This is a genomic window from Kitasatospora sp. NPDC059088, assembly GCF_042738155.1.
In the GTDB taxonomy this organism is placed as follows: Bacteria; Actinomycetota; Actinomycetes; order Streptomycetales; family Streptomycetaceae; genus Kitasatospora.
Genome location: NZ_JBHYGR010000113.1, coordinates 5,630 through 32,158, shown reverse-complemented (window position 1 = coordinate 32,158; position 26,529 = coordinate 5,630). Strand labels below are relative to the sequence as shown.

11 protein-coding genes and 4 CRISPR repeat arrays are annotated in these 26,529 nt (G+C 71.4%); of the genes, 8 read left to right on the top strand and 3 right to left on the bottom strand.

What is annotated here, in order from left to right:
• Window positions 1-65: 65 nt before the first annotated feature.
• Window positions 66-4,059: a CRISPR direct-repeat array (repeat unit 29 nt; unit sequence CTCCTCCCCACGCACGTGGGGGTCACCCG).
• 215 nt (window positions 4,060-4,274) lie between these two features.
• A CRISPR array of direct repeats spans window positions 4,275-6,559; the repeat unit is 25 nt; unit sequence CTCCTCCCCACACACGTGGGGGTCA.
• 145 nt (window positions 6,560-6,704) lie between these two features.
• A CRISPR array of direct repeats spans window positions 6,705-10,149; the repeat unit is 29 nt; unit sequence CTCCTCCCCGCACGAGCGGGGGTCACCCG.
• A gap of 208 nt (window positions 10,150-10,357) precedes the next feature.
• From ACFWXO_RS35030 to istB, 4 genes are all read left to right on the top strand, one after another.
• Complete coding sequence (locus ACFWXO_RS35030; protein WP_380529125.1) at window positions 10,358-10,753, top strand: MerR family transcriptional regulator; 396 nt, start codon at window positions 10,358-10,360, stop codon at window positions 10,751-10,753.
• A 149-nt stretch (window positions 10,754-10,902) separates the two neighbouring features.
• The gene (locus tag ACFWXO_RS35025) at window positions 10,903-11,784 is read left to right on the top strand and encodes an NADP-dependent oxidoreductase (RefSeq protein ID WP_380529123.1); all 882 of its coding nucleotides are present in this window, start codon (window positions 10,903-10,905) and stop codon (window positions 11,782-11,784) included.
• A 482-nt stretch (window positions 11,785-12,266) separates the two neighbouring features.
• The gene (locus tag ACFWXO_RS35020) at window positions 12,267-13,211 is read left to right on the top strand and encodes a hypothetical protein (RefSeq protein ID WP_380529121.1); all 945 of its coding nucleotides are present in this window, start codon (window positions 12,267-12,269) and stop codon (window positions 13,209-13,211) included.
• A gap of 11 nt (window positions 13,212-13,222) precedes the next feature.
• Window positions 13,223-14,020, top strand: coding sequence for an IS21-like element helper ATPase IstB (gene istB / locus ACFWXO_RS35015; protein ID WP_380529119.1), 798 nt, complete (start codon window positions 13,223-13,225; stop codon window positions 14,018-14,020).
• A gap of 73 nt (window positions 14,021-14,093) precedes the next feature.
• Here istB and ACFWXO_RS35010 read toward each other — a convergent pair whose 3' ends face one another.
• Both ACFWXO_RS35010 and ACFWXO_RS35005 read right to left on the bottom strand, forming a co-directional pair.
• Window positions 14,094-14,513, bottom strand: a complete 420-nt coding sequence (locus ACFWXO_RS35010; protein WP_380529117.1) for a hypothetical protein — start codon at window positions 14,511-14,513, stop codon at window positions 14,094-14,096.
• Window positions 14,514-15,177: 664 nt separating this feature from the next.
• Window positions 15,178-17,602: a CRISPR direct-repeat array (repeat unit 29 nt; unit sequence CTCCTCCCCACGCCCGTGGGGGTCACCCG).
• A gap of 617 nt (window positions 17,603-18,219) precedes the next feature.
• A complete protein-coding gene (locus ACFWXO_RS35005; RefSeq protein ID WP_380529115.1) occupies window positions 18,220-19,176 on the bottom strand; it encodes a TetR/AcrR family transcriptional regulator C-terminal domain-containing protein in 957 nt (318 codons plus the stop codon).
• A gap of 178 nt (window positions 19,177-19,354) precedes the next feature.
• Between ACFWXO_RS35005 and ACFWXO_RS35000 the strand changes: the two genes are divergently transcribed.
• The 4 genes from ACFWXO_RS35000 (at window position 19,355) to ACFWXO_RS34985 (ending at window position 23,127) form a co-directional block, all read left to right on the top strand.
• Window positions 19,355-20,464: an FAD-dependent monooxygenase gene (locus ACFWXO_RS35000; RefSeq protein ID WP_380529113.1), complete on the top strand. Its 1,110-nt coding sequence runs from the start codon at window positions 19,355-19,357 to the stop codon at window positions 20,462-20,464.
• Between the two features lie 988 nt (window positions 20,465-21,452).
• Window positions 21,453-21,707 carry a hypothetical protein gene (locus ACFWXO_RS34995; RefSeq protein ID WP_380529127.1) on the top strand — a complete coding sequence of 85 codons (255 nt, stop codon included), beginning with the start codon at window positions 21,453-21,455 and terminating at the stop codon, window positions 21,705-21,707.
• Window positions 21,688-22,206, top strand: coding sequence for a DUF6879 family protein (locus ACFWXO_RS34990; protein WP_380529111.1), 519 nt, complete (start codon window positions 21,688-21,690; stop codon window positions 22,204-22,206). Before ACFWXO_RS34995 ends, ACFWXO_RS34990 begins: the two co-directional genes overlap by 20 nt.
• Before the next feature lie 366 nt (window positions 22,207-22,572).
• On the top strand, window positions 22,573-23,127 hold the full coding sequence (locus ACFWXO_RS34985) for a hypothetical protein (RefSeq protein WP_380529109.1): 555 nt from the start codon (window positions 22,573-22,575) through the stop codon (window positions 23,125-23,127).
• 593 nt (window positions 23,128-23,720) lie between these two features.
• Here the strand turns inward: ACFWXO_RS34985 and ACFWXO_RS34980 are convergent.
• Window positions 23,721-26,402 carry an AAA domain-containing protein gene (locus tag ACFWXO_RS34980; protein ID WP_380529107.1) on the bottom strand — a complete coding sequence of 894 codons (2,682 nt, stop codon included), beginning with the start codon at window positions 26,400-26,402 and terminating at the stop codon, window positions 23,721-23,723.
• Between the last annotated feature and the right edge of the window lie 127 nt (window positions 26,403-26,529).

Here is a 26,529-nt window from a genome sequence, read left to right as displayed (position 1 = left end):
CCGCACCGACCATCCAACATGGTCAAGAAACAGCAAAGGCCGTGCTGCGCTGCAGGTCGGAAAGCCTCCTCCCCACGCACGTGGGGGTCACCCGGCGAGCCGGTACTCGCCGTCGGCCAGAAGGAACTCCTCCCCACGCACGTGGGGGTCACCCGGACGGCACCACCACGAACCCGTGGAACGGCGGCTCCTCCCCACGCACGTGGGGGTCACCCGCAGTTGGTGATCAACCATCGCGTGGTGTCCGTCTCCTCCCCACGCACGTGGGGGTCACCCGCTCTCGCATCCCGCGCACCGCCGAGGGCTCGGCTCCTCCCCACGCACGTGGGGGTCACCCGGCCGGCGGCCTCCCACCCGGTGCGGGCGGCCTCTCCTCCCCACGCACGTGGGGGTCACCCGTGCCGCCCTTCGTGGACGTGCATCCACTGTTCCTCCTCCCCACGCACGTGGGGGTCACCCGTCCGCCAGAGGGGCCGCCACGGCCCTTCTCGGCTCCTCCCCACGCACGTGGGGGTCACCCGGGCGCGTACGGGTCCGCTGGCCGCCCGTGGCGCTCCTCCCCACGCACGTGGGGGTCACCCGTTCGGCGGGGTGTTGACGGTGTCCTTGAGACGCTCCTCCCCACGCACGTGGGGGTCACCCGTACCGAGAGCTGTTCGTGATCGCGGTACAGCGCTCCTCCCCACGCACGTGGGGGTCACCCGATCCGCCGCAGCGGGTCATCCCGCCACGGCAGCTCCTCCCCACGCACGTGGGGGTCACCCGCCGCCCGGCTGGCACTCCGCCGTCGCGTACACCTCCTCCCCACGCACGTGGGGGTCACCCGAATCGGCGAGGTGATGATCCGGGAGCTTTCCCCTCCTCCCCACGCACGTGGGGGTCACCCGCCGCGGCGACGGTGACGGCCGAGTGCAGGCGCCTCCTCCCCACGCACGTGGGGGTCACCCGCCCCCCGTGGTCTACCGTCGTAGGTAGCGCGGCTCCTCCCCACGCACGTGGGGGTCACCCGGCCTCGGCGGCCTGAGATGGCGATCTCCGGCACTCCTCCCCACGCACGTGGGGGTCACCCGATCACGGAGGGCCTCGGCTACGTGAACCCGAACTCCTCCCCACGCACGTGGGGGTCACCCGGCCGGCTGCCTCCCAGCCGGTGCGCGCGGCGGCTCCTCCCCACGCACGTGGGGGTCACCCGATCGGTCAGTTCGTCGGCATGGGCGGGGAGCGCTCCTCCCCACGCACGTGGGGGTCACCCGGGCGGCGTGTGCGTGCGCTGCGACGTCTCGTGCTCCTCCCCACGCACGTGGGGGTCACCCGGGGCCGGTCCGCCTCGCCGTCGGCCAGCCCGGCTCCTCCCCACGCACGTGGGGGTCACCCGCTCGCCCGGCTGATCCGCCGGGGCCGGGCCTGCTCCTCCCCACGCACGTGGGGGTCACCCGGCCGGGCACGCCACCGTCGAGGAGCTGCTGGCCTCCTCCCCACGCACGTGGGGGTCACCCGCTCTGGGTGCTGCGGCGATCAACGGCAGCCGGCTCCTCCCCACGCACGTGGGGGTCACCCGGTGACCCTGACCTCCCCAGCCACCGGAGCGGACTCCTCCCCACGCACGTGGGGGTCACCCGCAAGGGCGGTAGCGGGCGGCACTATCGTCACGCTCCTCCCCACGCACGTGGGGGTCACCCGTCCGCGCCGCGCGGTGTCCCCGTGCCAGCCGTCTCCTCCCCACGCACGTGGGGGTCACCCGTACTACAACCTCGAAATGCAGTTCTGTGAGGTCTCCTCCCCACGCACGTGGGGGTCACCCGTTCCGGCGGCCACCTTCGCCTCGGCCTTGGCCCTCCTCCCCACGCACGTGGGGGTCACCCGGTCCTCGACAGCGCTGCCGCGTAGGCGAGTTACTCCTCCCCACGCACGTGGGGGTCACCCGACCGGCATCACCAGCGCGCCGCTCTACGGCACCTCCTCCCCACGCACGTGGGGGTCACCCGGCCCTGATCTCCGGCGCCCAGTGGGCGGGCGACTCCTCCCCACGCACGTGGGGGTCACCCGGCCCTGATCTCCGGCGCCCAGTGGGCGGGCGACTCCTCCCCACGCACGTGGGGGTCACCCGACGGCGCGGTACGGGGCCGTCACCGAGGGTCCCTCCTCCCCACGCACGTGGGGGTCACCCGGGCGCCGCCGGACGGTCCCACCTCGTGCCCCGCTCCTCCCCACGCACGTGGGGGTCACCCGTGGCCGTGGTCGCGGACGAACGGCAGGGGGAACTCCTCCCCACGCACGTGGGGGTCACCCGCCGGCCGGCCAGCCCGCATCGGCCCCGGAAGGCTCCTCCCCACGCACGTGGGGGTCACCCGCAGGCGGTGATGCAGCTGCGTGAGTACGAGTGCTCCTCCCCACGCACGTGGGGGTCACCCGTACCCTCCCTCCCGGAGGGCCGGCGGGATGCTCTCCTCCCCACGCACGTGGGGGTCACCCGCGCCGCGAGGCCGAGCGGTGGCACTTCGGGCCCTCCTCCCCACGCACGTGGGGGTCACCCGGCCAGCGAGTACGACCTCGACACCTGGAGCCCCTCCTCCCCACGCACGTGGGGGTCACCCGCAGACTTGCGGATCTCCGGGTTCAAGTAGGGACTCCTCCCCACGCACGTGGGGGTCACCCGTCGACGGCGGCAGGCAGCCCACCGATCCGGTTCTCCTCCCCACGCACGTGGGGGTCACCCCCACCGGACGCCATGAACGATCAGCCCCGGATCCTCCTCCCCACGCACGTGGGGGTCACCCGCCGTGGAGGACTTCAAGCTGGACTACTCCCGGCTCCTCCCCACGCACGTGGGGGTCACCCGCTTGCCGGTCCGTACCCGAGGGCGTCTCGGCTCTCCTCCCCACGCACGTGGGGGTCACCCGTACTCGTGGCCGCTCGCGCCCGCCCGGGCGGACTCCTCCCCACGCACGTGGGGGTCACCCGCACCCGGCGCCCGGACGGGCATCGGGTGGGCGCTCCTCCCCACGCACGTGGGGGTCACCCGTCGACCAGCCAGTAGCCGGCGCGGCGGCGGTCCTCCTCCCCACGCACGTGGGGGTCACCCGGTGGTGCTGTACTGCAACCGCTATTTCTGGACCTCCTCCCCACGCACGTGGGGGTCACCCGCGTCCCCGGGCGCTACCCCTGAAAGTGCCACACTCCTCCCCACGCACGTGGGGGTCACCCGTAGTTCGAGGTACGGGCGCCCTAGCACCTCGGCTCCTCCCCACGCACGTGGGGGTCACCCGGTGCTCGGCTGGTCGGCGTTGGGGGAGATGACCTCCTCCCCACGCACGTGGGGGTCACCCGCGGTTCCCGGACGTGGCCGCGAGCCACCTCGGCTCCTCCCCACGCCCGTGGGGGTCACCCGGGGCTGTGCCCGGTCGACACCGGCAGGTTGCGCTCCTCCCCACGCCCGTGGGGGTCACCCGTCCGACTCGCAGGTGTCGCAGATCGCGCCCGCCTCCTCCCCACGCCCGTGGGGGTCACCCGTGGAGCAGCGCCGCGTTGAACCTGCCGGCGAACTCCTCCCCACGCACGTGGGGGTCACCCGCCGCAGCGGCAGGTGCCACGCGGTCGGGAGGGCTCCTCCCCACGCACGTGGGGGTCACCCGGCGGCGGAGGGCTTGTGGGCGTAGTAGAGGGTCTCCTCCCCACGCACGTGGGGGTCACCCGCTCTACGCGGCCGGCCTGCTGCCCCGCGAGCACTCCTCCCCACGCCCGTGGGGGTCACCCGGCGTGGTCCACGGTGTGCTCCAGGGTTGGTGGCTCCTCCCCACGCACGTGGGGGTCACCCGGGCAGTGGTGTCCAACCGCGCGACAGTGCCTCCTCCTCCCCACGCACGTGGGGGTCACCCGCGGCGGGCGGAGTCCTATGGCGTGGAGCACGCCTCCTCCCCACGCCCCTGGGGGTCAGCCGTCCAACACCTCGTCGGCACCGGCGGTCAACTCCTCCTCCCCGCACCAGCGGGGGTCAGCCAGCACGGCGGTGCCAAGGACCGGGCGAAGCTGACTCCTCCCCACACACGTGGAGGTCAGCCGGTCAAGGCCGCCGCGGCCACCCTCCGCGCGGGCCCCCTCCCCGCAAGGGCAAGCCTCGGAAAGATCAGCCACACCCCACTGAGAGGCCACCGACACGTGACACGATGAATGCAGCCCTTTGACACCTCAACAGACCACCAGCAACCGCCCCCTCACCGACCATCCAACATGGACAAGAAACAGCAAAGGCCGTGCTGCGCTGCAGGTCGGAAAGCCTCCTCCCCACACACGTGGGGGTCACCCGGGGTCAGCCGCGATCTCTGCCCGCAGCAGGTCCTCCTCCCCACACACGTGGGGGTCACCCGATGCGGCTGCTGGCGGTGACGGAGGTGTTGGCCTCCTCCCCACGCACGTGGGGGTCACCCGTTCCGGTCTCTCCATCGCCGTTGCCGTCGTCGCTCCTCCCCACGCACGTGGGGGTCACCCGGAGGCCCAGAGGGAGCTTGAGGCCGCGGAACACTCCTCCCCACGCACGTGGGGGTCACCCGGTGCGCGCGTCCTCGGCTCCGGCCAGGACGTCCTCCTCCCCACGCACGTGGGGGTCAGCCGTACTACGAGCCGGTGCGCGAGTTCGATCCGACCTCCTCCCCACGCACGTGGGGGTCAGCCGTTCATGGCCGACTCGGACCGGGTGTTCGCGCTCTCCTCCCCACGCACGTGGGGGTCAGCCGCACGCCGGCCGCCCCGGGCCTCCACCACCCACCTCCTCCCCACGCACGTGGGGGTCAGCCGCCGATCAGCCGGGGGTCGTCGCTCTTGCCGTACTCCTCCCCACGCACGTGGGGGTCACCCGCCCTCGATGGCCTTGTGCTGGTCGTCGAGGAGCTCCTCCCCACGCACGTGGGGGTCAGCCGATCACCATCCCCTTCCGGGCGGGGGTGTAGTCCTCCTCCCCACGCACGTGGGGGTCAGCCGCCCGGGGTGTCGACGATGATGATGTCGGCCTTCTCCTCCCCACGCACGTGGGGGTCAGCCGCCGTCCTCAGCGTCCAGGAGTACGCCGACCGCCTCCTCCCCACACACGTGGGGGTCACCCGCGGGGGCTCAGTGGGGTCAGCCTGTGGGGTTGCTCCTCCCCACACACGTGGGGGTCACCCGGACACCCGCCGCTCGATCCGCCGGGCCTTCGTCTCCTCCCCACACACGTGGGGGTCACCCGGACCTGGCCGCCCGTCTGCGCGAAGCGCGCCGCTCCTCCCCACACACGTGGGGGTCACCCGGCCTGCCGCGGCGGGGCCGGCTGGCGGGCGCTCTCCTCCCCACACACGTGGGGGTCACCCGGAGCTGTGCGCCGCGATCAAGCAGCACCAGGACTCCTCCCCACACACGTGGGGGTCACCCGGGGTGGCGGGGGGCGGCTTCCGGCCGTGCCCCCTCCTCCCCACACACGTGGGGGTCACCCGTCGATGAGCCAGTAGCCGGCGCGGCGCTGGTCCTCCTCCCCACACACGTGGGGGTCACCCGACTCTGAGGTGGCTGCAGATCCCGCTGAGCGTCTCCTCCCCACACACGTGGGGGTCACCCGTCCTGCTTCCAGTCCTGCCTGACCCCCGCCGCGTCCTCCCCACACACGTGGGGGTCACCCGCTGCCCGGGCTCGCCGAGGGCTGGGAGCGCTACTCCTCCCCACACACGTGGGGGTCACCCGCGGCGTCAGGACCGCCGAGCAGGCGCCTTTGGCTCCTCCCCACACACGTGGGGGTCACCCGGATCTGCGGCTGGCCGACGAGGACGGGACCGCCTCCTCCCCACACACGTGGGGGTCACCCGTCGAGGTTGTCGAGGATGGTCGTGCGGTAGGCCTCCTCCCCACACACGTGGGGGTCACCCGGCCCCCGGCTGGTTGGAGCCGGGGGCCTTCGTCTCCTCCCCACACACGTGGGGGTCACCCGCCCAGCACCCGCGAGTCGTCACGGCGGGTGATCTCCTCCCCACACACGTGGGGGTCACCCGCAGGCGCGGCCGTCGCCCGGGGGATCGGCGCGCTCCTCCCCACACACGTGGGGGTCACCCGGCCCACCCTGACCAGCCGAACCGCTCGATCATCTCCTCCCCACACACGTGGGGGTCACCCGCGCGGCCGCTCCGCAGTGGACGCGTGGCTCGGCTCCTCCCCACACACGTGGGGGTCACCCGTCAACGCCGTGGCCCTTGCCGTTGCACTTGCACTCCTCCCCACACACGTGGGGGTCACCCAGGAGGAGTCGCGCGGCGACGTCCACAACCTCGCTCCTCCCCACACACGTGGGGGTCACCCGCTGCGGGCTGAGCGCGAGGCTCGGTTCGCGGACTCCTCCCCACACACGTGGGGGTGACCCTTCGCCGCCGAGCTGGAAGAGGTCTTCACCGCTCTCCTCCCCACACACGTGGGGGTCACCCGGATGCGGTGGGCCCTGTTGCCTCCGCAGGCGCCTCCTCCCCACACACGTGGGGGTCACCCGGCGCACACGCGGGGCGACGGCGCCGTGTACGTCTCCTCCCCACACACGTGGGGGTCAGCCACACCCCGGCGAGGAACCACCGACAAGTGGCACGATGAATACAGCCCTTTGACACCTCAACAGACCACCAGCATCCGCCCCCTCGCCGACCATCCAACATGGTCAAGAAACAGCAAAGGCCGTACTGCGCTGCAGGTCGGAAAGCCTCCTCCCCGCACGAGCGGGGGTCACCCGCACCCCGGCGCCGACCGCGCCCCCGACCGAGGCTCCTCCCCGCACGAGCGGGGGTCACCCGTAGCGGTTCGTCATGTTCCCACCGTCGCTGCCCTCCTCCCCGCACGAGCGGGGGTCACCCGCGGAGGCCGCCAGCGCGCTTGGCGATCTGGGCCTCCTCCCCGCACGAGCGGGGGTCACCCGGGCTTCACCTCCACCTGGCACGCCGACAACTGCTCCTCCCCGCACGAGCGGGGGTCACCCGTCGGAGTTCGGCGTGGTCGGGTACGAGCGGGCCTCCTCCCCGCACGAGCGGGGGTCACCCGCTCGACATCCGGATCTCCAAGGACCAGGGGAACTCCTCCCCGCACGAGCGGGGGTCACCCGGCCCGAGTCGCCGTCTACCGCAAGGACATGACCTCCTCCCCGCACGAGCGGGGGTCACCCGGCCTGGCCGAGCAACGGGGCGGCCACGGAGGCCTCCTCCCCGCACGAGCGGGGGTCACCCGCAGCGGCACGTCCAGGAGCACTACGGCGTCAGCTCCTCCCCGCACGAGCGGGGGTCACCCGGCCGACGCTGACGCGTGGCGGCTCCGTCAGGTCTCCTCCCCGCACGAGCGGGGGTCACCCGTTCTGGGGCCCGTACGTGCTGGGCCTGGGCGTCTCCTCCCCGCACGAGCGGGGGTCACCCGTTCTGGGGCCCGTACGTGCTGGGCCTGGGCGTCTCCTCCCCGCACGAGCGGGGGTCACCCGTATCCCGTTGGCACCGAGCTTCCCAGAAACGCCTCCTCCCCGCACGAGCGGGGGTCACCCGGTGGCGGGCACCGGCACGGATGCCTCGGCCGGCTCCTCCCCGCACGAGCGGGGGTCACCCGTTGTGCGCGGCGTGGACGTCGACGATGGTCCGCTCCTCCCCGCACGAGCGGGGGTCACCCGCCCATCCCGTGGACGAACTGGGAGGCGATCTCCTCCTCCCCGCACGAGCGGGGGTCACCCGTTGACCTGGCCCAGGGTGCCGTTCGGCGCGGTCTCCTCCCCGCACGAGCGGGGGTCACCCGCTCAAGAAGACCGCCGACAGCGCGACCGCCGCCTCCTCCCCGCACGAGCGGGGGTCACCCATACGCGTTCGAGACGGCATGATGGGGCCTCGCCTCCTCCCCGCACGAGCGGGGGTCACCCGAAACTCGGGCTCGGCGTCCCGGACGCCTGGGCCTCCTCCCCGCACGAGCGGGGGTCACCCGAGGTCACCTCGCGTTACGCCACGGCCGCAGAGCTCCTCCCCGCACGAGCGGGGGTCACCCGGCGATTCCCGTTCCCCTATAGGTCTGGATTTCCTCCTCCCCGCACGAGCGGGGGTCACCCGTAGTAATGGCGGCCGCCGGTTTGGTGGCGCTGCTCCTCCCCGCACGAGCGGGGGTCACCCGTTGCGCACCTGGTACGTCACCGTCCACGCCCCCTCCTCCCCGCACGAGCGGGGGTCACCCGGGAATCGGCGTCGTCGACGTAGGTGGTGGTGACTCCTCCCCGCACGAGCGGGGGTCACCCACACGCCGGCGGGGCTGTTCACGGTGCTCGTCTCTCCTCCCCGCACGAGCGGGGGTCACCCGCGGGTCGTGGCAGGGATCATCCTGGACGCCGACTCCTCCCCGCACGAGCGGGGGTCACCCGGCGCTGACGGACATGCGGGACATCTACGAGAACTCCTCCCCGCACGAGCGGGGGTCACCCGATCCGGTTTCGGCTGGCCGACATCGCGGCCATCTCCTCCCCGCACGAGCGGGGGTCACCCGATCCGGTTTCGGCTGGCCGACATCGCGGCCATCTCCTCCCCGCACGAGCGGGGGTCACCCGCCGGAGCGCGGCGCGGACGGAGCCAGCTCGAACTCCTCCCCGCACGAGCGGGGGTCACCCGGCCCCGACCGAGGGCGGTTGGGGCCTTCGCGCCTCCTCCCCGCACGAGCGGGGGTCACCCGCGAATCAAGATCGCGAACCCGGATGTGTCCGGCTCCTCCCCGCACGAGCGGGGGTCACCCGGCCGCGGTACTTGCGGAGTAGCCACACGGCCTCTCCTCCCCGCACGAGCGGGGGTCACCCGTTGTCGCCCGGGCTTGGTCGAGCGGGCCCGGTCTCCTCCCCGCACGAGCGGGGGTCACCCGGGGTGGCGGCTGATGGTGATGGGCAGCGGGGTCTCCTCCCCGCACGAGCGGGGGTCACCCGTCCTGCGGCTCGACGCCGCGCTCTGCGGCAACCTCCTCCCCGCACGAGCGGGGGTCACCCGATCATCGACGCCGCCCGCACCGTCCCCGGGACCTCCTCCCCGCACGAGCGGGGGTCACCCGTCCAAGGGGGGCGTCGCAGGCCAGGCGAAGCACTCCTCCCCGCACGAGCGGGGGTCACCCGTCGGACGCGTCATACTCCCCTCGTGGGCTGAACTCCTCCCCGCACGAGCGGGGGTCACCCTCCGCCAGGGGTTGAACGGGCATCAGTTCCTGCCTCCTCCCCGCACGAGCGGGGGTCACCCGCCGATGCAGACCTCGATGCCGTCCTCGACCGGCTCCTCCCCGCACGAGCGGGGGTCACCCAGACCTCGGTCACCCGCTGGCTGCGCGGCCAGCCTCCTCTTCGCACGAGCGGGGGTCACCCGCATGGCGGGTTGGAACCCCCCAGAACCCGGATCTCCTCCCCGCACGAGCGGGGGTCACCCGCTGGAGTTTCAGCGGCGCGGTGCCCCGCACCTCTCCTCCCCGCACGAGCGGGGGTCACCCGAGCCTAGAGAGGCGTTTATGCACAAGGAAGCCCTCCTCCCCGCACGAGCGGGGGTCACCCGCGCTTGAGGTGGCGCCCACCGAGGGAGAGCTGCTCCTCCCCGCACGAGCGGGGGTCACCCGCCCTTGCCGTGGCGGCGGCTAGCTTGGTTCGACTCCTCCCCGCACGAGCGGGGGTCACCCGTCCAGCTCCTGCGCTTCGTCCTGGTCGTGCCGCTCCTCCCCGCACGAGCGGGGGTCACCCGGCTCGCCTGGGCCGCCCGCGACCTCCAGCAGGCTCCTCCCCGCACGAGCGGGGGTCACCCGCCCCCGTCCGGGGAACCGGGCGGGGGCTTGCTCTCCTCCCCGCACGAGCGGGGTCAGCCGCCGATCAGGCCGCTGGTGGTGGCGGTGGCCAGCTCCTCCCCACACGAGCGGGGTCAGCCAGAGGGCCCGGCCGTACGGCTGCGTGGCCGGGTCCTCCTCCCCACGCTCGTGGGGGTCAGCCGGCCGACCCCGGGATGTACGCCGCGTCGTACCCCTCCTCCCAACGCTCGTGGGGGTCAGCCGAGTCGGCGCCAGGTCTCGGGGCCCGGGTAGCCCTCGTCCCCACACACGTGGGGGGTCAGCCGGTCGACGGCGTCCGGTGCTGTGCGGTGCGCACCTCCTCCCCGCACAAACGGGGGTCAGTCGGCGCGCACGTACATGCTGGCGCCGACCGTCTTCTCCTCCCCGCGCACGTAGGGGTGTCGGCGTACTAAGGAAAGTGCTCAGGCGCGTACAGACCAACGTGTTCAGTCGTGGGACCGGGACGACAACCCTGCGGCCGTGGGGGTGTCCGCGAGCATCCATGACTCGCCGGCGGTCTGAACCCGGAGCACGCGGGCGTAGGCTCTCAGAAATGCGGATCGGCGAGCTGTCCAAGCGCACGGACGTGAGTCCGCGCTCACTGCGGTACTACGAAGAGCAGGGCCTGCTGACCAGCTCACGCTCCGACGCCGGGCAGCGTCACTATTCCGATGGTGCGGTCCAGCGCGTATCGCTCATCCGACAGCTGTTCGACGCGGGTATGTCCAGCCGGGTGATCGCGACTGTGCTGCCGTGTGTGGACATCCCTGGCGACCTGGGCGTCGCCGAGGAGACGTTCACGGCGATGATGCGCGAGCGCGAACGGATCGACTCCGACATTGCGCACCTGATCGAGACCCGGGATGCACTCGACGTGCTGATCAGGGCCAACAGCCGGCACCGGGCGGAGCTGTCCACGGCCCCGGAACCGGTGGCACGGTCGGCCTGATGCTGTGATCTGTGTCTCAGTCACTTGCCCCTTACATCAATGTCAGAGGTGAGGATGGCGACAGCGCCCGGAACCACCGGGGTCGGTCACACGAGAGGCAGCAGAAGATGGGGCAGGCGTGGGGTTTTGGCAGGTATGGCGGACCCGAGGTGCAGGAGTTCTTCGATCGTCCCGATCCCGTCCCCGGTCGCGGCGAGGTGCTGATCCGGGTCACCGTGGCCGGCGTGAATCCCCTCGACCACCTTCTGCGCTCGGGACTGGTCGACGGGCTCGACGGCGGGCGTCCGTTTCCCCGCGTTCTGGGGATGGAGGCGGCCGGAATCGTTCTCGCTCGGGGCGAGGATGTCGAAGGGCTCGAGGTGGGTGACGCGGTCTTCGGCTTCGCACTCACCGGTGGCGGCACCTACGCCGAGACGACGGTGCTGTCCGCGCCGAACAGCGCGCGCATCCCGGAGGCTCTGTCCGCGACCGTGGCGGCAACGCTGCCAGTGGCCGGGACGACCGCGGTGGACGTGCTCGACCAGCTCGACCTCCCGGCCGGTGCGACGGTCCTGGTCAACGGGGTCGGGGGCGGGGTCGGCCTCGCCGTCGCCCGGTTGGCCGTTGGGCGCGAGCTGCGTGTGATCGGCACCGGGAGTGCCGCCAAACGCGAGCACGCCGAGGCCATCGGGGTGCGGTTCATCGACTACGCCGCCGAGGACGTCGTCACCGCGGCGCGCGAGCTGGTCCCGGACGGCTTCGACGGGATCGTCGACCTGGTAGGAGGCCCCTCGCTGCGGACGGTCGCGCCACTGGCCCGGGAGCCCCACAACGTCATCGCCGTGGGCGATCTGTCTGTGCCCGATCTCGGTGGGCGTTTCGTCGAGCGTCGCCTCGACCGCGAGAACCTGGAGCGGTCCGCCCGGCTGGCCCTCGACGGAGTCCTCGTACCCGTGATCACCGCGGTCCATCCGCTCTCCGACGCCCCGGCCGCCCTCGCCACCGTCGAGAACGGTCACGCCTCGGGCAAGGTTGTCATCAAGGTGGTATGAGAAGTGCCCGGCCGCCCGACGCCGCCGACCGTCCATTGCGGACTGACGAGAGCCCGTGGTCAGCGCAGCAACAACTGAACACGTTCACCTGTACGGCGTTGAGCACGTTCAGGCGTACGCCGACACTCAGGCCCGCTCAACCGCAGCAAGCTTCCACCCCGCCGAAGGTACCGCCGTCCGGGTGTGACGAATCGGCGGACCAAGCCCAGCAGCTCAGGGTCAGTGGTGGCGTGACGCATAGCTGCATCCTTGCCAGGCGAATGCCCAGCTGTCAGCGGTTTTGCCCCAGGAAACCCCGAGCGACGATCGCTAGTGCAGAGAAGGATCTTCGCCTCGTGCGGGCAGGAGGCGTTCTTCGAGGGCCACGTCCACGCTCTCAACACGCTGGGCGGGGTGCCGACCGGGAGGGTCCGCTACGACAACCTTAGGGCCGCCGTCGCGCGGGTGCTGGGCTTCTCCCGCCAGCGGGTGGAGGCCGAGCGGTGGACCGCGTTCCGCTCGCACTACGGCCTGGAGTCCTCTACTGCCAGCCCGGCATCGCCGGCGCCCACGAGAAGGGCGGGGTCGAGGGCCAGATCGGCTGGTTCCGCCGCAACCACCTGGTCCCCGTGCCCGAGGTCGCGACGCTGGCCGAGCTGAACGCGATGATCGACCGGTGGGGCGAAGAGGACGAGGCCCGCCGGATCCGGTCCCGGCCCCGCACCATCGGCGAGTACCTCGCCGCCGAGCGGCCGTTGCTGGCGCCGCTGCCGGAGGAGCCGTTCGAAACGGGCCGGCTGTTCACTCCGCGGGTCGACCGCTACAGCCAGATCGGTGTGCGCAGCAACCGTTACTCGGTGCCGGTGCGGATGATCGGCAGGACGGTGAGGGTGATGCTGCACGCCTCCGAGCTGGTCGTCTACGACGGCCGGGAGGAGGTCGCCCGGCACGAGCGACTGATCGCCAAGGGCGGCGCCCGGCTCGACCTCGACCACTATCTGGAGGCCCTGGTCCGCAAGCCCGGCGCCCTGCCCGGGGCGACCGCGCTCGACCAGGCCCGTTCGGCCGGCAGGTTCACCCCGGTCCACGACGCATGGTGGGCGGCCGCCCGCAAGGCCCACGGCGAGCGCAACGGCACCCGGGCCCTGATCGAGGTCCTCCTGCTCGGTCGGCACCTGCCCCACGAGCACCTCGTCGCTGGCCTCGCCGCAGCCCTCCGGGCCGGCGCGCTGACCGCCGACGCGGTCGCGCTGGAGGCCCGCAAGGCCGCCGAGGCCGACAGCATGACTCCCGCAGAACCGGAGCCGCCCGCCACGGACCGGGCGACGGTGACTTCTCTGACCGAACGGCGCCTTTCCCAACTTCCGCCCGACACTCGGCCGCTGCCCTCGGTGGCCCACTACGACCAACTGCTGCGACACCGCCGACCGAACCACCCAACCACTTGAAGGAGAACGCCGTGACCTTCCCCCGCCAGCGAGGCATCACCGAGCAGGCCGCCACCGCCGCCATCGACCAGGCCTGCCGGATGCTGCGGCTGCCCACCATCCGAGCCCAGTTCCCCGAGCTCGCCGAGAACGCCGCCCGCGAGCAGATGTCCTACCTCGGCTTCCTCTCCGAGCTGCTGATGGCCGAGTGCGACGACCGGGCCCGCCGCCGGTCGGAACGGCGGATCAAGGCCGCCGGCTTCCCACGCGACAAGGCGCTGCGAAAGTTCGACTTCGACGCGAACCCGAACATCGACCCGGCGACGATCCACACCCTCGCGGCCTGCGAGTGGATCAAGAAGAGCCTGCCGCTCTGCCTGATCGGCGACTCCGGCACCGGCAAGTCCCACCTGCTGATCGCACTCGGCACCGAGGCCGCGATGGCCGGCTTCCGGGTCAAGTACGTGCTGGCCACCAAGCTCGTCAACGAGCTGGTCGAGGCCGCGGACGAGAAGCAGCTGGCCAAGACCATCGCCCGCTACGGCCGCGTCGACCTGCTCTGCATCGACGAGCTGGGCTACATGGAACTCGACCGCCGCGGCGCCGAACTGCTGTTCCAAGTTCTTACCGAGCGGGAGGAAAAGAACAGCGTGGCCATCGCCTCGAACGAGTCGTTCGCCGGCTGGACCAAGACCTTCACCTACCCCCGCCTCTGCGCGGCCATCCACGACCGCCTCACCTTCAACGGCACCATCATCGAGACCGGCACCGACTCCTACCGGCTCGCCAGCACCCGTGCCCGCGCCGAACAGCAGCAGGCCGTCAGCTGACGGCTCTCAGGCCTTCCCCTGCTGGTCAGGCCATACGGCGGCCGTCACCAGAGCAGCAGGGAAAGTCCTCGCATCAAACCCCGCAACAGGACTCGCTCAGATGGCTGTCGATCCCAGCCAGCAGGTTCTGAGCCGCTGCCCTCACGACAGGGTCACTGTCGTGGGTGAGCTGGTCCGCTGTCGCCCGGCGGCTCAGCACGGCCTGGTGAGCTTCCAGTTGCACCTTCGGGTGCGGCGGGTTGCCGTGTTCGAGGATCGTCTGCAGCAACCCGATGACTCCGGCCCGGGAGTTCACGGTCTCGGTGACCGCGAGGTCCCACAGAAAGGGAACAGCGGCGACGGTCGCGTCGAAGACTGCCAGCTCACCGATCCACAACGCGAGATCGCTCAGGGCTGCCTCACTCGCGCCGGCGTCGCCCCATGCGATCCGCGACAGCACGCCGGGAACATCGGCCGCAGATCCATAGGCATGCTTCAACTCGTGCCAGCGCACGCGGCTTACGCCCTTGAGAATCGTCCCCACCGATGCCCCCCAGTCCGATCGTCAGACCCGCGGCCCGATAGGACTCATTCCACCTCACTGACCGCCGTGACCACGAGTCTCGGCCGACACGCCACTTAGGTGCTCTCGGATCCCAGCGACATTTCGACGGCAGCAGATCGACCTCTGCTACCCAAACTCATCGACAACCGCTCTCCGTTGTCACCTACGAAGCCAACCCCCACGACCAGATCGCCGCGAGGTCCTCCCCGCACAAGCGGGGGTCAGCCGGTAGAGGGCATCCTCCCCTTCCACGACTACGCCTCCTCCCCGCACCCGCAGGGGTCAGCCGTACCTCGGCGACATGATGGACCAGTTCGGGATCTCCTCCCCGCCCCCGCGGGGGTCAGCCGTCGCCGCCGCCCGCGCCCAAGACCCCCCCCCGCACGAGCGAGGGTCAGCCGGAGTCTCCGGACTGCTGGCCCTGATCGTGAACTCCTCCCCGCGAGGGCGGGCCTCGGGAAGATCAGCCACCTCCCGGCGAGGAACCACCGACAAGTGGCACGATGAACGCAGCCCTTTGACACCTCAACAGACCACCAGCAACCGCCCCTCGCCGACCATCCAACATGGTCAAGCAACGGCAAAGGCGCTGCTGCACCGCAGGTCGGAAAGCCTCCTCCCCACGCCCGTGGGGGTCACCCGCCGGCGCGGAGGAGCGGGGCGCCCGGATCGTCCTCCTCCCCACGCCCGTGGGGGTCACCCGCGCGTACGAGGTCGATGGCGCTCTTGCCCTTGCTCCTCCCCACGCCCGTGGGGGTCACCCGCACACGCGCACCTGACGGACAATCATGTAGCCCTCCTCCCCACGCCCGTGGGGGTCACCCGGACGGCACCACCGTGGCTGGCTGGCGCAAGGACTCCTCCCCACGCCCGTGGGGGTCACCCGGCTGATGCACGATGAACACCCTGCGTCGCCTGCTCCTCCCCACGCCCGTGGGGGTCACCCGCAGTTTTCAGCGACCGGCTGCCGGGGCCCGCTCTCCTCCCCACGCCCGTGGGGGTCACCCGCCCCCGCGGATTCGTCCAGGCCTGGACGAATCCTCCTCCCCACGCCCGTGGGGGTCACCCGTGCTCGTGCAGGAGGTCGAGCTGGTCCATGAGCTCCTCCCCACGCCCGTGGGGGTCACCCGATCTCGATCTCCCCGGGCATGAGAACGTAGGCCTCCTCCCCACGCCCGTGGGGGTCACCCGGACCACCTGCGCGCGGCCGACGTGACGCGAAGCTCCTCCCCACGCCCGTGGGGGTCACCCGCTAATTAGGGGGCGCGAGGGGAGCGTCGCCGGCTCCTCCCCACGCCCGTGGGGGTCACCCGCCATGTGGTTACATGGCAACCGTCCGACTAGGCTCCTCCCCACGCCCGTGGGGGTCACCCGGGGAAGGCGGCCATCTGGTCCCAGTCGGCCCACTCCTCCCCACGCCCGTGGGGGTCACCCGGCGGGCGCGACCCCGGCGCCCGGCCCGGCGGCCTCCTCCCCACGCCCGTGGGGGTCACCCGCCGCGCCCGTCCGAATAGACCTCGGCTACGACCTCCTCCCCACGCCCGTGGGGGTCACCCGCACGGCATCGCGGGCGTACAGGCCCTCGTGGCCTCCTCCCCACGCCCGTGGGGGTCACCCGCTCACGGTGGGCGTTAGCCCGTCCAGCCCGGTCTCCTCCCCACGCCCGTGGGGGTCACCCGCGCAAGGAAGTGTTCGAATGGCGCCCGAAAAACTCCTCCCCACGCCCGTGGGGGTCACCCGCATGTTCCAGGCGTTCCGGGTGTACCTCGCCACTCCTCCCCACGCCCGTGGGGGTCACCCGTCCGGCAGATCGCTGATCGCGTAGGGGGTGCCCTCCTCCCCACGCCCGTGGGGGTCACCCGCACGCGCGTGCCGCCGACTCCACGGTGCTGGTCTCCTCCCCACGCCCGTGGGGGTCACCCGTCCCCGGTCTGGGAGAGGTCGTCCAGGAGTCGCTCCTCCCCACGCCCGTGGGGGTCACCCGTTGGTCGGCACGGTCGGCAGCGTGGTGGCTGCCTCCTCCCCACGCCCGTGGGGGTCACCCGTAGCATGAACGCGGCAGCGCCCCCCTCACTTCCTCCTCCCCACGCCCGTGGGGGTCACCCGCCCGCCATGGTGTGGTCGAACGCGACCCCCCCTCCTCCCCACGCCCGTGGGGGTCACCCGATGTACCCCTTCCTGATGCAGGCCCTGAGCCACTCCTCCCCACGCCCGTGGGGGTCACCCGACCAAAGCCCCCCCCGCCGACGGGCGAGGGGGCCTCCTCCCCACGCCCGTGGGGGTCACCCGATGAGCCACGACCACTACCTCAAGCTGTGGGCCTCCTCCCCACGCCCGTGGGGGTCACCCGGAGGACTGACCGCCGCGTCGCCTCTCGGGTCGCTCCTCCCCACGCCCGTGGGGGTCAGCCGGCCGCGGCCGCTGCCGTCGCCGGACGCAAGGACTCCTCCCCACGCCCGTGGGGGTCAGCCGGACCCACCAGCAGTGGCCGGCCCTCGGGAAGGCTCCTCCCCACGCCCGTGGGGGTCAGCCCTGGTCAGACAGCCTGAAAGCCCGTTTCGGCATCTCCTCCCCACGCCCGTGGGGGTCAGCCGCCCGTGGGGGTCAGCCATGCGGCACCGAATGCGCCGCAGGTCAAGGGCCCTCCTCCCCACGCCCGTGGGGGTCAGCCGCGCTGCTGGGGGCAGAGGGCGTGGACGTAGCGCTCCTCCCCACGCCCGTGGGGGTCAGCCGGCTTCGACGATCGCGTCGGCGATGCTCCAGCACTCCTCCCCACGCCCGTGGGGGTCAGCCGCTCCGCAAGGAGGAGCGGTGACCGTCCCCCCGCTCCTCCCCACGCCCGTGGGGGTCAGCCGGCGCGGGAGGTAGAGGCGGCCGGTTACGGGGCCTCCTCCCCACGCCCGTGGGGGTCAGCCGTACTCGGAGACGTCGCCGGCGGTGTTCGTCTTCTCCTCCCCACGCCCGTGGGGGTCAGCCGCGGTCAAGGCCGAGCTAGAGTCGGCCAATGTGCTCCTCCCCACGCCCGTGGGGGTCAGCCGTAGCCCCCGAACGTCGGGACGTTGGCCTTCCGCTCCTCCCCGAATGCGAGTGGAACCTGGGGTGTGCCAGGAGCCGCTGCCTTGTATCCGGTGCCTTGCAGGTCGCGTCATCCTCCAGGATCACGTGCACGTTCGGGTGTCCGGAAACGTGCGCTTGAGCTTGGCAAGGAACCTCATCCGGCCGCTGGACACAACTCTGGACGGCGAGCGGGAGCCGCAGGGGCCTACCACCCAGCTCGGGAGTAGGCGTTGGTGCCGAAGACGCCGCCGGACAGCGGGTGCTGGTCGGCTTATCGCCGACCGAGCGCGACGGCCAGGCAGCGCGGGAGATGGTAGCGAGGGCGGCGCCCGGGAGTTGGCGGGGCAGCGGTAGCGGTGGCCGGCCGGGTCGCGCTTGGCCCTGTATCCGTAGAACTCCGCAGTGCTCGGGAGGATCTCCAGCGGCGGAAGCGTGACCGGAGCGCCGTCCTGCTCCAGCATGCCGCAGGTGACGGCGGTGCCCTCCTTGAACGGTTCGATGATTTTGTCGGGTCATACTTCACCCCGGTGAAAAAACCGGACGTTGGTGGGGCGGCGCAAGGTGGCGGTCGACAAGCAGGATCAGCACCTCATCACCGTCACGCAGCCTCGATGATGAGGGCGATGCCGTCGAGGAGCGGCTTGAGGCCGAACTCGAACAGCATGTCCAGGTCGAGGTCGTAACCGTCCTTGCAACTGCTCGCGATCCTGGTGAATACGGGGTACCGGGTCGCCGCGGTGATCGCCGCGAAGGCGGGGGCCTGGTGGTCCATCCACTGGTCCTCGGACAGGCCGGTGGCGGCCTCGGCCTGGGCTTCCCGTTCCAGGTGCACGGCGATCCCCTGGATGTAGCTGTAGAGCAGAACGTGCAGGTCGAGCATGGTCTCCGGATCGAGGCCGTGGCCGTCAAGGGCGGCAAGCGCCCATTCCGCATGGACTATCAGGGCCGGAAGCATCAGGGGGCGGGTGAGGGAGCCGACCTGTGCAAGCCAGGGATGCCTGCGGTGGATCCTCCACAAGATGCGCGCACCGAGTTCCAGGCGGGCCCGCCACTCCTCCGGTGGCTCGACCGGGTAGGTCTCCTCGCCGAACGCCGCGTCCGCCATCAGGAGAACCAGGTCGTCCTTGCTGTTGACGTACCGGTAGGGGGACATGGCGGCGACACCGAGCCTGGCGGCAACGCTCCGCATCGACACCGCGCTGAGCCCTTCGCCGTCTGCGATGTCCACCGCGGCGCGGACGATCCGCTCGCAGCTCAGTTCGTGATCGGAGAAGGCCATGGACGGAGACCGGCGCTTCGACGGGGCACGGTGCTCCATCGATGCCGCGCCCTCTGCGGCCGCCACGACTGTACCGACCCGGGGACGGGCCTCGACCAGCCCTTCCAGGCGGAGCACGGTGAGGGCCTTCGTGGCCGTGGCGAGCGCGACACCCCACTCACGGGCGATCTGCCGTGTCGACGGAACGCGATCGCCCGGGACGAGCGCCCCCTCAGCGATGCGTCGGGCAATCTCGTCGGCGATGCGCCGAAACGGCGGGTCGGACTGCGAGGCCATGCTGTCGGCTCCCCGAGATATTTCTTTTGCGCCACCGAATCTGTACTAGCTCAGACCCTACCAGCGCGGGAGGCTTGAATGACCCTGCTGCCCTAGATCAGAGCAGGGGAAATGGCAGTTGGCAGCACTGCGCAGACGCCGTACATTCAGGGCGCGTACAGCGTATTAAGGAGCTTGCATGAAGACTGTGCTGATCTCCGGCGCCGGTGTCGCCGGGTCCGCGCTCGCCCGTTTGCTGCATCGGGACGGCATCGCCGTGACGGTCGTGGAACACGCACCAGGCCCGCGGCCCGGCGGCCAGGCGGTGGACATCCGTGGCGTTGCACTCGATGTCACGGAGCGGATGGGACTGCTGGATCAAGCCCGGGCCCACCGCACCCGGATGCGCGGCATGTCGGTGCTGGATGGTGACGGCAGGGAGATCCACCGTTCCACCGAGACGACCTTCAGCAGCGGCCGGCTCGTCAACGACGACATCGAGCTGCTGCGTGAGGACCTGGTCCGCATCCTGAACGAACAGGCCGGCGCCGACGTCGAGTTCGTTTTCGGGGACCGCATCACCGCGCTCGACCAGGACGAGGACGGGGTACGGGTCACCTTCGAGCACGGACGCCCCCAGACCTTCGACCTGGTCGTGGGAGCCGACGGCCTGCACTCGGCTGTGCGACGGCTGAGCTTCGGGCCCGAGAAGCAGGTCACCCGCCACCTGGACATGCACATGGCGATCTTCAGTGCGGATAACTTCCTCGCCCTGGAAGACTGGCAGCTGTGGCTCAGGGACGGCGAGGCCGGCTACGGCATCTACCCGGTACGCGGCAACACCGAGCTGAGGATCACGTTCGGCTTCGCAGCCGAACCGCTTCCCGCCGGCCACCGTGACGCCGAACAGCACAAGCAATTCGTCGCCGATCGGATGGCGACGGTGCGCTGGGAGGCCCCGAGGCTACTGAAGGCCCTGCGGGAGGCAGACGACTTCTACTTCGACGCGATGACGCAGGTCCACATGGACCGCTGGTTCAACGGCAGGACCGTCCTTCTCGGCGACGCGGGCTACTGCGCCTCTCCGCTGTCCGGCCAGGGGACCAGCCTTGCTCTCGTAGGGGCCCACGTACTGGCCAGCGCCCTACGACGCGAAGGCGCCGACCACCGTGCGGCGTTCGCCCATTACGAGAGGCGCATGCGCCCCTTCGTCGAGCTCAACCAGGCGCTCGCCACCGAGAATCCTGGCGGGCCGGCCTCCGAAGCCTCCGTCGAACGGGCCAAGAACGCGATCGCACTCGACGACTGACTTCTCCGGAACCTCGCCACCGCCACGATGCCAACTGACGCGCTGTGGGACCGGCCTCTCCAGCCAACGTCTCCCACCTGGCCGGTTACATGGAGATTTCTCGGACGGCTGCGACCGGCCTGCGCAGCCCGCCCTTCGCACCAGTGCAGCAGCGACAGACGATTCTCACTCAACGTGATGACCGGCTGGTTTCAGCCTCGAATGCGCGACACCTCAAAATGCGGGCTTACCAGTCCACTCCTCCCCACACACGTGGGTGTCAGCTGTGCAGCTGCGGGGTGAGGGTGCGTACGGCCTCCCCCTCTCGGCACAAGCCGGGGTCAGCCGCAGGCCCTCGGCATTTGGCTCCGCTGGCTCGGCTCCTCTCCGCACCCCGGGGGTCAGCCGGGGTTTATGGACACCCTTGATCAGGACGCCATCTCCTCCCCGCACGAGCGGGGGTCAACCGTGCCGGATCGTCAGCCTCGGCGGCGCCACCGACTCCTCCCCGCACCCGTGGGGGTCAGCCGCGGAACGGGGTCGCACCCCGAACGCCGCTGGTCTCCTCCCCACGCCCGTGGGGGTCACCCGCCCAGCCTGGACTTCAACTTCCAGTAGGGCTCCTTCTCCCCGCACCCGCAGGGGTCAGCCGTTGCCCTGGGCGCCGTGCGCCTGAATGCCGAGCTCCTCCCCACACGAGCGGGGGGCAGCCGGCTCGACCTCGGAGGCGCGCGTCGAGACGTTCTCCTCCCCGCACGAGCGGGGGTCAACCCCAACCGGCCCTGGTCGATCCCTTCGGGGTTGACCAGGGCCTTTCGTCGATTTCCCACCAGTGTTGGATCCCAACACCGAGACCTTGGTCTGTGCGGGCCGCAGGAACATGCTCCCACCGCGGGATCACCCTGACTGCTCGTCAGAACGCGATACGCCTGACAGGAGCACGGCCGGCCAGCATCCTTGGAACCACGTGGAACCTGATCGACACTGGATGCCGACATGGCCCTAGTTCCTGGGGATCTACCCGAACACTCCGGACGACGGCTCGCTGACCATCTGGCGGGAGGCGGAGACCGGCGACCTGCTCATCCAGTCGTACAAGGCTAGCGAGGACGACATCAAGGCCGCGCAGGAGATCGGTTCGGTCCCCGGTCACACCACGGACATCCCGGACCACGAGACCATGATCCGGCTGCCCGCCAACATGATCCAGTTCATCCTTCGGCTCAAGGACGAGGACAGCAGCGGTGGCAACAGCGGTTCGTGAGGAGTTGGCGAAGGCCCAGCGCTCTGCGGTGCACCTGGAGATGCGGGACAGCTACATGCTGGACGACCCGGAGTTCATCGCCTGGCAGCAGGGCAAGCGGCTTGACCCGGCCGACCGTGGATCGTGGTGGCGGTCGTGGCTGGACGTGGTGACCGAGGCGACGGGCCGAGGCGTGTCGATGCGCCGTCTGCGGGTGGTCTCGGAGCCGGTGACCGACTACATCCGGTACGAGTACGACGTGACGTTCCCCAACGTCGCTGCGGGCGAGGAGGTCCGGTGGCTGCCCCGGTCCCGCACAGGTGACCTCCTGCTCCCCGGCCTGGACGGGTGGGTCATGGACGGCCGGGTGGTGATTCTGCACCACTTCACGGGTGGGGGGCAGTGGGCTCCCGCCAAGATGGAGGTCCGCGAGGACGCCGAGCTGGCCGCCCGGTACCTGGCGGCCTACGAAGCCGCTTGGGAGCGGGCCATCCCGCACACGGAGTTCCACCCCGCCTGATCAGTACTGAGCACATGGCCGATTCGGCATCCTCGAGTGTCCAACGTGCCCGCCAAGGTCTTGCGGATCAGCTCCGCGAGATACAGGGGGACGCCGGGCTCAACGGGCGCGACCTGGCCGCCGCTTGCGGCTGGTACCCGTCCAAGGTACTACTCCCCACACTCGCGGGGGTCAGCCGTAGACGGAGCACGACAGGGCCCAGCTCCACGTCTCCTCGCTGCAATCGCAGGGGTCAGCCGACCGAGGTGGTCGGGATTCTGCGCGTAGCGGGCTCCTCCCCGCACGAGCGGGTTCGTGAGCGGCTACGGCCGGTGGGTTCGGGGGATAGGCTCTCGTCCTGGATCAAGGTAGTCAGGAGAGGAACCCATGGGCCAGAAAGTCATCCGCTTCTCGGACCTGACCGGCAAGCACGTCGACGACGACGCCCAGCTGGTGCGCATCGTCGTTCAGGACCACCCTGACCTGGAAGACGGCCCCGTCGAGATCGAGGCGCTGGCCGAGGAGCTGTCCGGCGTTCAGGACCTGGCACTCGACCTGGTGACGTTCGAGCTGCACTACCCGGACTCAGGCGAACCGCGGACCGTCGTCATGGAGGCCGAGGCGTTCAACCGTCTGGTGTCGGACGGCTCCATGGCCGAGGTGCTGCGCAGCGCCAAGCGGGTGCCCCGGAGCATTCCGAGCCAGGCTCAGCAGCCCGCGGCCAAGGACCGCATCAACTATGCCAGCCTGGAGCACGCCGGCAAGCCCCACAAGGGCCGCACCACCGATGCCGAGAAGCAGCTCGTCCGGCAGCACTTGGACCGGATCAACGAGCAGCTGACCGCACAGGGCATCCGGACCATCGACCTGACCAACCCGGACCACGTGGCCCGGTACGGTCTGGAGGCAGTCGCCCAGGAGCGCGGCGCCACTCTGGGGTAGGCGCTTGCAACAGGCCGTGGCTCGATGGCGGCGGATCGGCTCGCCGGGTCGTACGCGCCCTGGTGACCCCGAACCGACAGCAGGTCGCCCTCGGCAAAGCGGGGCCCACCGTCACAGCGGTGCCCAGCGCCCGGTCGACGTCTGCAGCGCCGCGCCGTCTGGCCAGGGCGATGGCATCGGCCATCTTCACCGATCGCCGCGAGATCCTCTCCGCGCTCGGAAGCGGGCAACCGCGTGCGGAGAACCAGCCCCGGAGCCAGGCCAGCTGCTCCCCGCACGCGCGGGGGTCAACCGATGCGCGGGCGGAGCATGTCAAGCGTGTTGCTCTCCTCCCCGCACGCGCGGGTGTCAGCCGGTGATGCGGTAGGTCTGCTGGAGCTGGGCGCCCTCCTCCCCGCACCTGCAGGGGTGAACCGTGCATGCTCCCGGTGCTCAACCGGCCCGTCCTGTCTTCCCCCACACGTCGGGGGTCGGCGAACTGTCACCGGTTTCTTCCGCGGGCTCCGGCTTCCCCCGCTGAAGCGGAGTCCGGCTGGCCGTGGCATCGGCGCTGACGCGGTGCCACGGTCAGGCCTGGCGGGCGCCGGTCGGCACTACGCCGACGCCGACGGTGGTTCGGGGCGGTCGCGGGGCCAGGTGTCGCGGTCCTCGAGGTGGCGGTAGACGGGCAGTTCGGCGGCGAGGACGTCGAAGTGGGGCAGGTCTGACCACAGGGCGCGGTCGCCGATGACGTAGAGGCGGCGTTTGGCGCGGCTGGCGGCGACGTTGAGGAGGTGGGGGGTGCGGGCGGCCCAGGCGCGGGCACCGGGGCGGCCGGCGCCGAGCAAGAGGATGACGGCGTCGGCTTCCTTGCCCTGGGCCTTGTGGACGGTGGCGCAGCGTTCGTCGAGGAGTTCGGTGGTCCAGCCGGGGTGGGTGCGGCAGGTTTCGCGGGCTTCTCGGACGAGGGCGCGGAAGGGGGCGATGATGCGCAGGCGTTCGGGGGTGACGTGGTGCCGGTGGAGGCTGTGGAGGACGAAGTCGAGGGCGCGGCGGTCGCGTTCGCCCCAGGGGTCGGAGCTGTTGCGGGTGGGGTCGGGGGTGTCGAGCCAGCGGCTGGGCAGGAGGCCGTCCTGGTCGGCGTCGGGGAACGGCTTGGAGTGGGTGCCGTAGACCATGAGGCCGTCGTAGGCGATCTGGTTGCTGACGGTGAACATGGGGTCTTCGCAGCGGCGGTGGACGCGTAGGGGTGAGCCGACCCAGACGGTCTCGTCGTCGTTGCCGGTGGGGTCGGGCAGGTAGGTGCCGTAGCGGTTGACGCGGTCGGCGACGGCCTGGGCGGAGGTGGTTGAGGGGAGCCATTCCTCGTCGACGCCGTGGGCGAGCAGGAGGCGGCGTTGGAGGGCTGAGGGCATGGTGACGACGGGTTCGAGCTGGAGGGGGTCGCCGACGAGGACGGCGCGGCGGGCACGCCAGAGGGCTCCGACGGCGGCCTGCGGGGTGGCCTGGCCGGCTTCGTCGACGAGGATCCAGCCGATGCTGCCTTGGCCGAGGCGGGCGAACATGCTGCCGATGGAGGAGAAGGTGGTGGAGACGACGGGGACGAGGAGGTAGAGGGTCTGCCAGGCCTGGGCGACCTGTTCGTCGGGGATGGGGCCGTTGGTGCCGGCCATGAGGTCCATGAGGGTCTGCAGATTGCCGCTGATGCGCAGGGCGTTGTTGGCAGCGAAGGCGCGGTGCAGGTCGAGGGCGCGCAGGAAGAGGTCGCTGCGGGCGGTGGACCAGGCTTCGTCGGACCAGGGCGCGCCGAGTTCCTGCTGCTGGTCGTCGAGGTGGGACCAGTCGAGGGGCAGGCTGGGGAGGGCGGTGGCAGTCCGGCGGAGGTCACGGTGGGCGGCGTCGAGGTCGGCGGTGGCAGTGGCCAGGTCGCGTCGGGCGGCGGTGGCGTCACGCCGGGCGTGCTGGACGGCCTGGTGGGCGGCTGACTCGGCGGTGCGGGCGGCGTCCTCGCGGGTGAGGGCCCTGTCGAGGGCGGCGGTGGCCTGGGCGAGCACGGTGGCGGAGTCGGCGTGCTGGTGCTCGGCGAGTTCCTCGGCGTGGACGCAGCGTGCGACGTGGTCGTCGGCGTCCTGCAGGGCGGTGCGCTGCTGGACGAGCAGGTCGAGGATCTCGGCCTGGGTGCGTTCGTGCTGCTGCTCGGCGGCCTGGCGTTCAGCGGTGCTCTGGAGCAGTCGGCGCAGTCCCGCGCGCAGGCCTGGTTCGGCGGTGGGAGGTGCTTCGTGGCGGGCGGTCAGGGCGTCGACGTACTGGCGGTGGTGGTGGGCCCGTTCGCGGGCGGCTACCAGGTCGGCGCGGACGAGTGCGAGGGCTTCGCGGGCCTGGGGGACGCGTCGGGTGGCGGCATGGTGGGCGGCTTCGGCGGCTACGGCGGTGGATCCGGCGGTGAGGACGGCTGTGGTGGCGTCGGTGTGCCGGGCCTCGGCGGCCGTGGCTCGCTGGTCGGCGTGGGCGACGGCGGTACGGAGGGCGTCGAGGCGGGCACGGCCGCGGCCCGATTCGGTCTCGGCCAGGACGGTGGCGAGGTGGGCGCGTTCGATGCGCAGGCGTTCCACTTCGGCCTGGGCGGCCTTGAAGGCGGTGACGGCCTCGTGCCAGGAGGGGACGGGCTGGGCAGGGACGGTCGGGGCAGGGGCAGGGGCGGGGTGGTTGCCCCCTCGCGGTGGCGTACGGGCGGGTTTCGGGGCGCGCGGCGGGATCCAGTCGCCGAGGATCGTCTTCATTCCGCGCAGCGGGGGGAGTCCGGCGGCGGTGCGTGCGTCGGTCTCCTTCTCGGTCAGGTTGCCCCACCAGAAGCGTTGGGCGAACTTCGTCCGGTTGGCCTTGTTGCCGAGCACGGCGGCGACCAGGCCCCAGGCGGGGGCGCCGTCGAGCAGCGCGGAGGCCAAGTCGGAGAAGTGGTCGGGGCCATCGTGCCAGTACTCGTCGAGGGCGGCGGCGCCCGGCAGTTCGGCGGTGACGTTCTCGACGGCGCCGTTGTTGGAGGAGGTGACGACGATCTCGTAACCCGTGAGCTTGGGATCGAGGGCGGCGACGTAGCGCTTGTGGCCCTGGCGGTTCCTGCCCTGCCAGGCGCGTCCCACGAAGGCGTCCCCGGGCCGCCTGTAGGAGGCCATCACCGCGGCCCGCTCGACCACGAGGGCGGCGACGAGGTCGCGCAGCATGGTCGTCTTGCCGGTGCCGGGCGGACCGTTGACGGAGAACAGGCCGCCGTCGGTGCCCTCGCGGTCGGCGAGCATGCGGTTGACGGCGAACTGCTGGCTGAGCGCGAGCGGGGGGGGGGCGGGGGGGGGGGCCCCCCCCGCCGCCCCCCCCCCGGAGTGTTTAAAAAAAAACGCACCCCCCGCGCCAAAAAAAAAAGAGGGT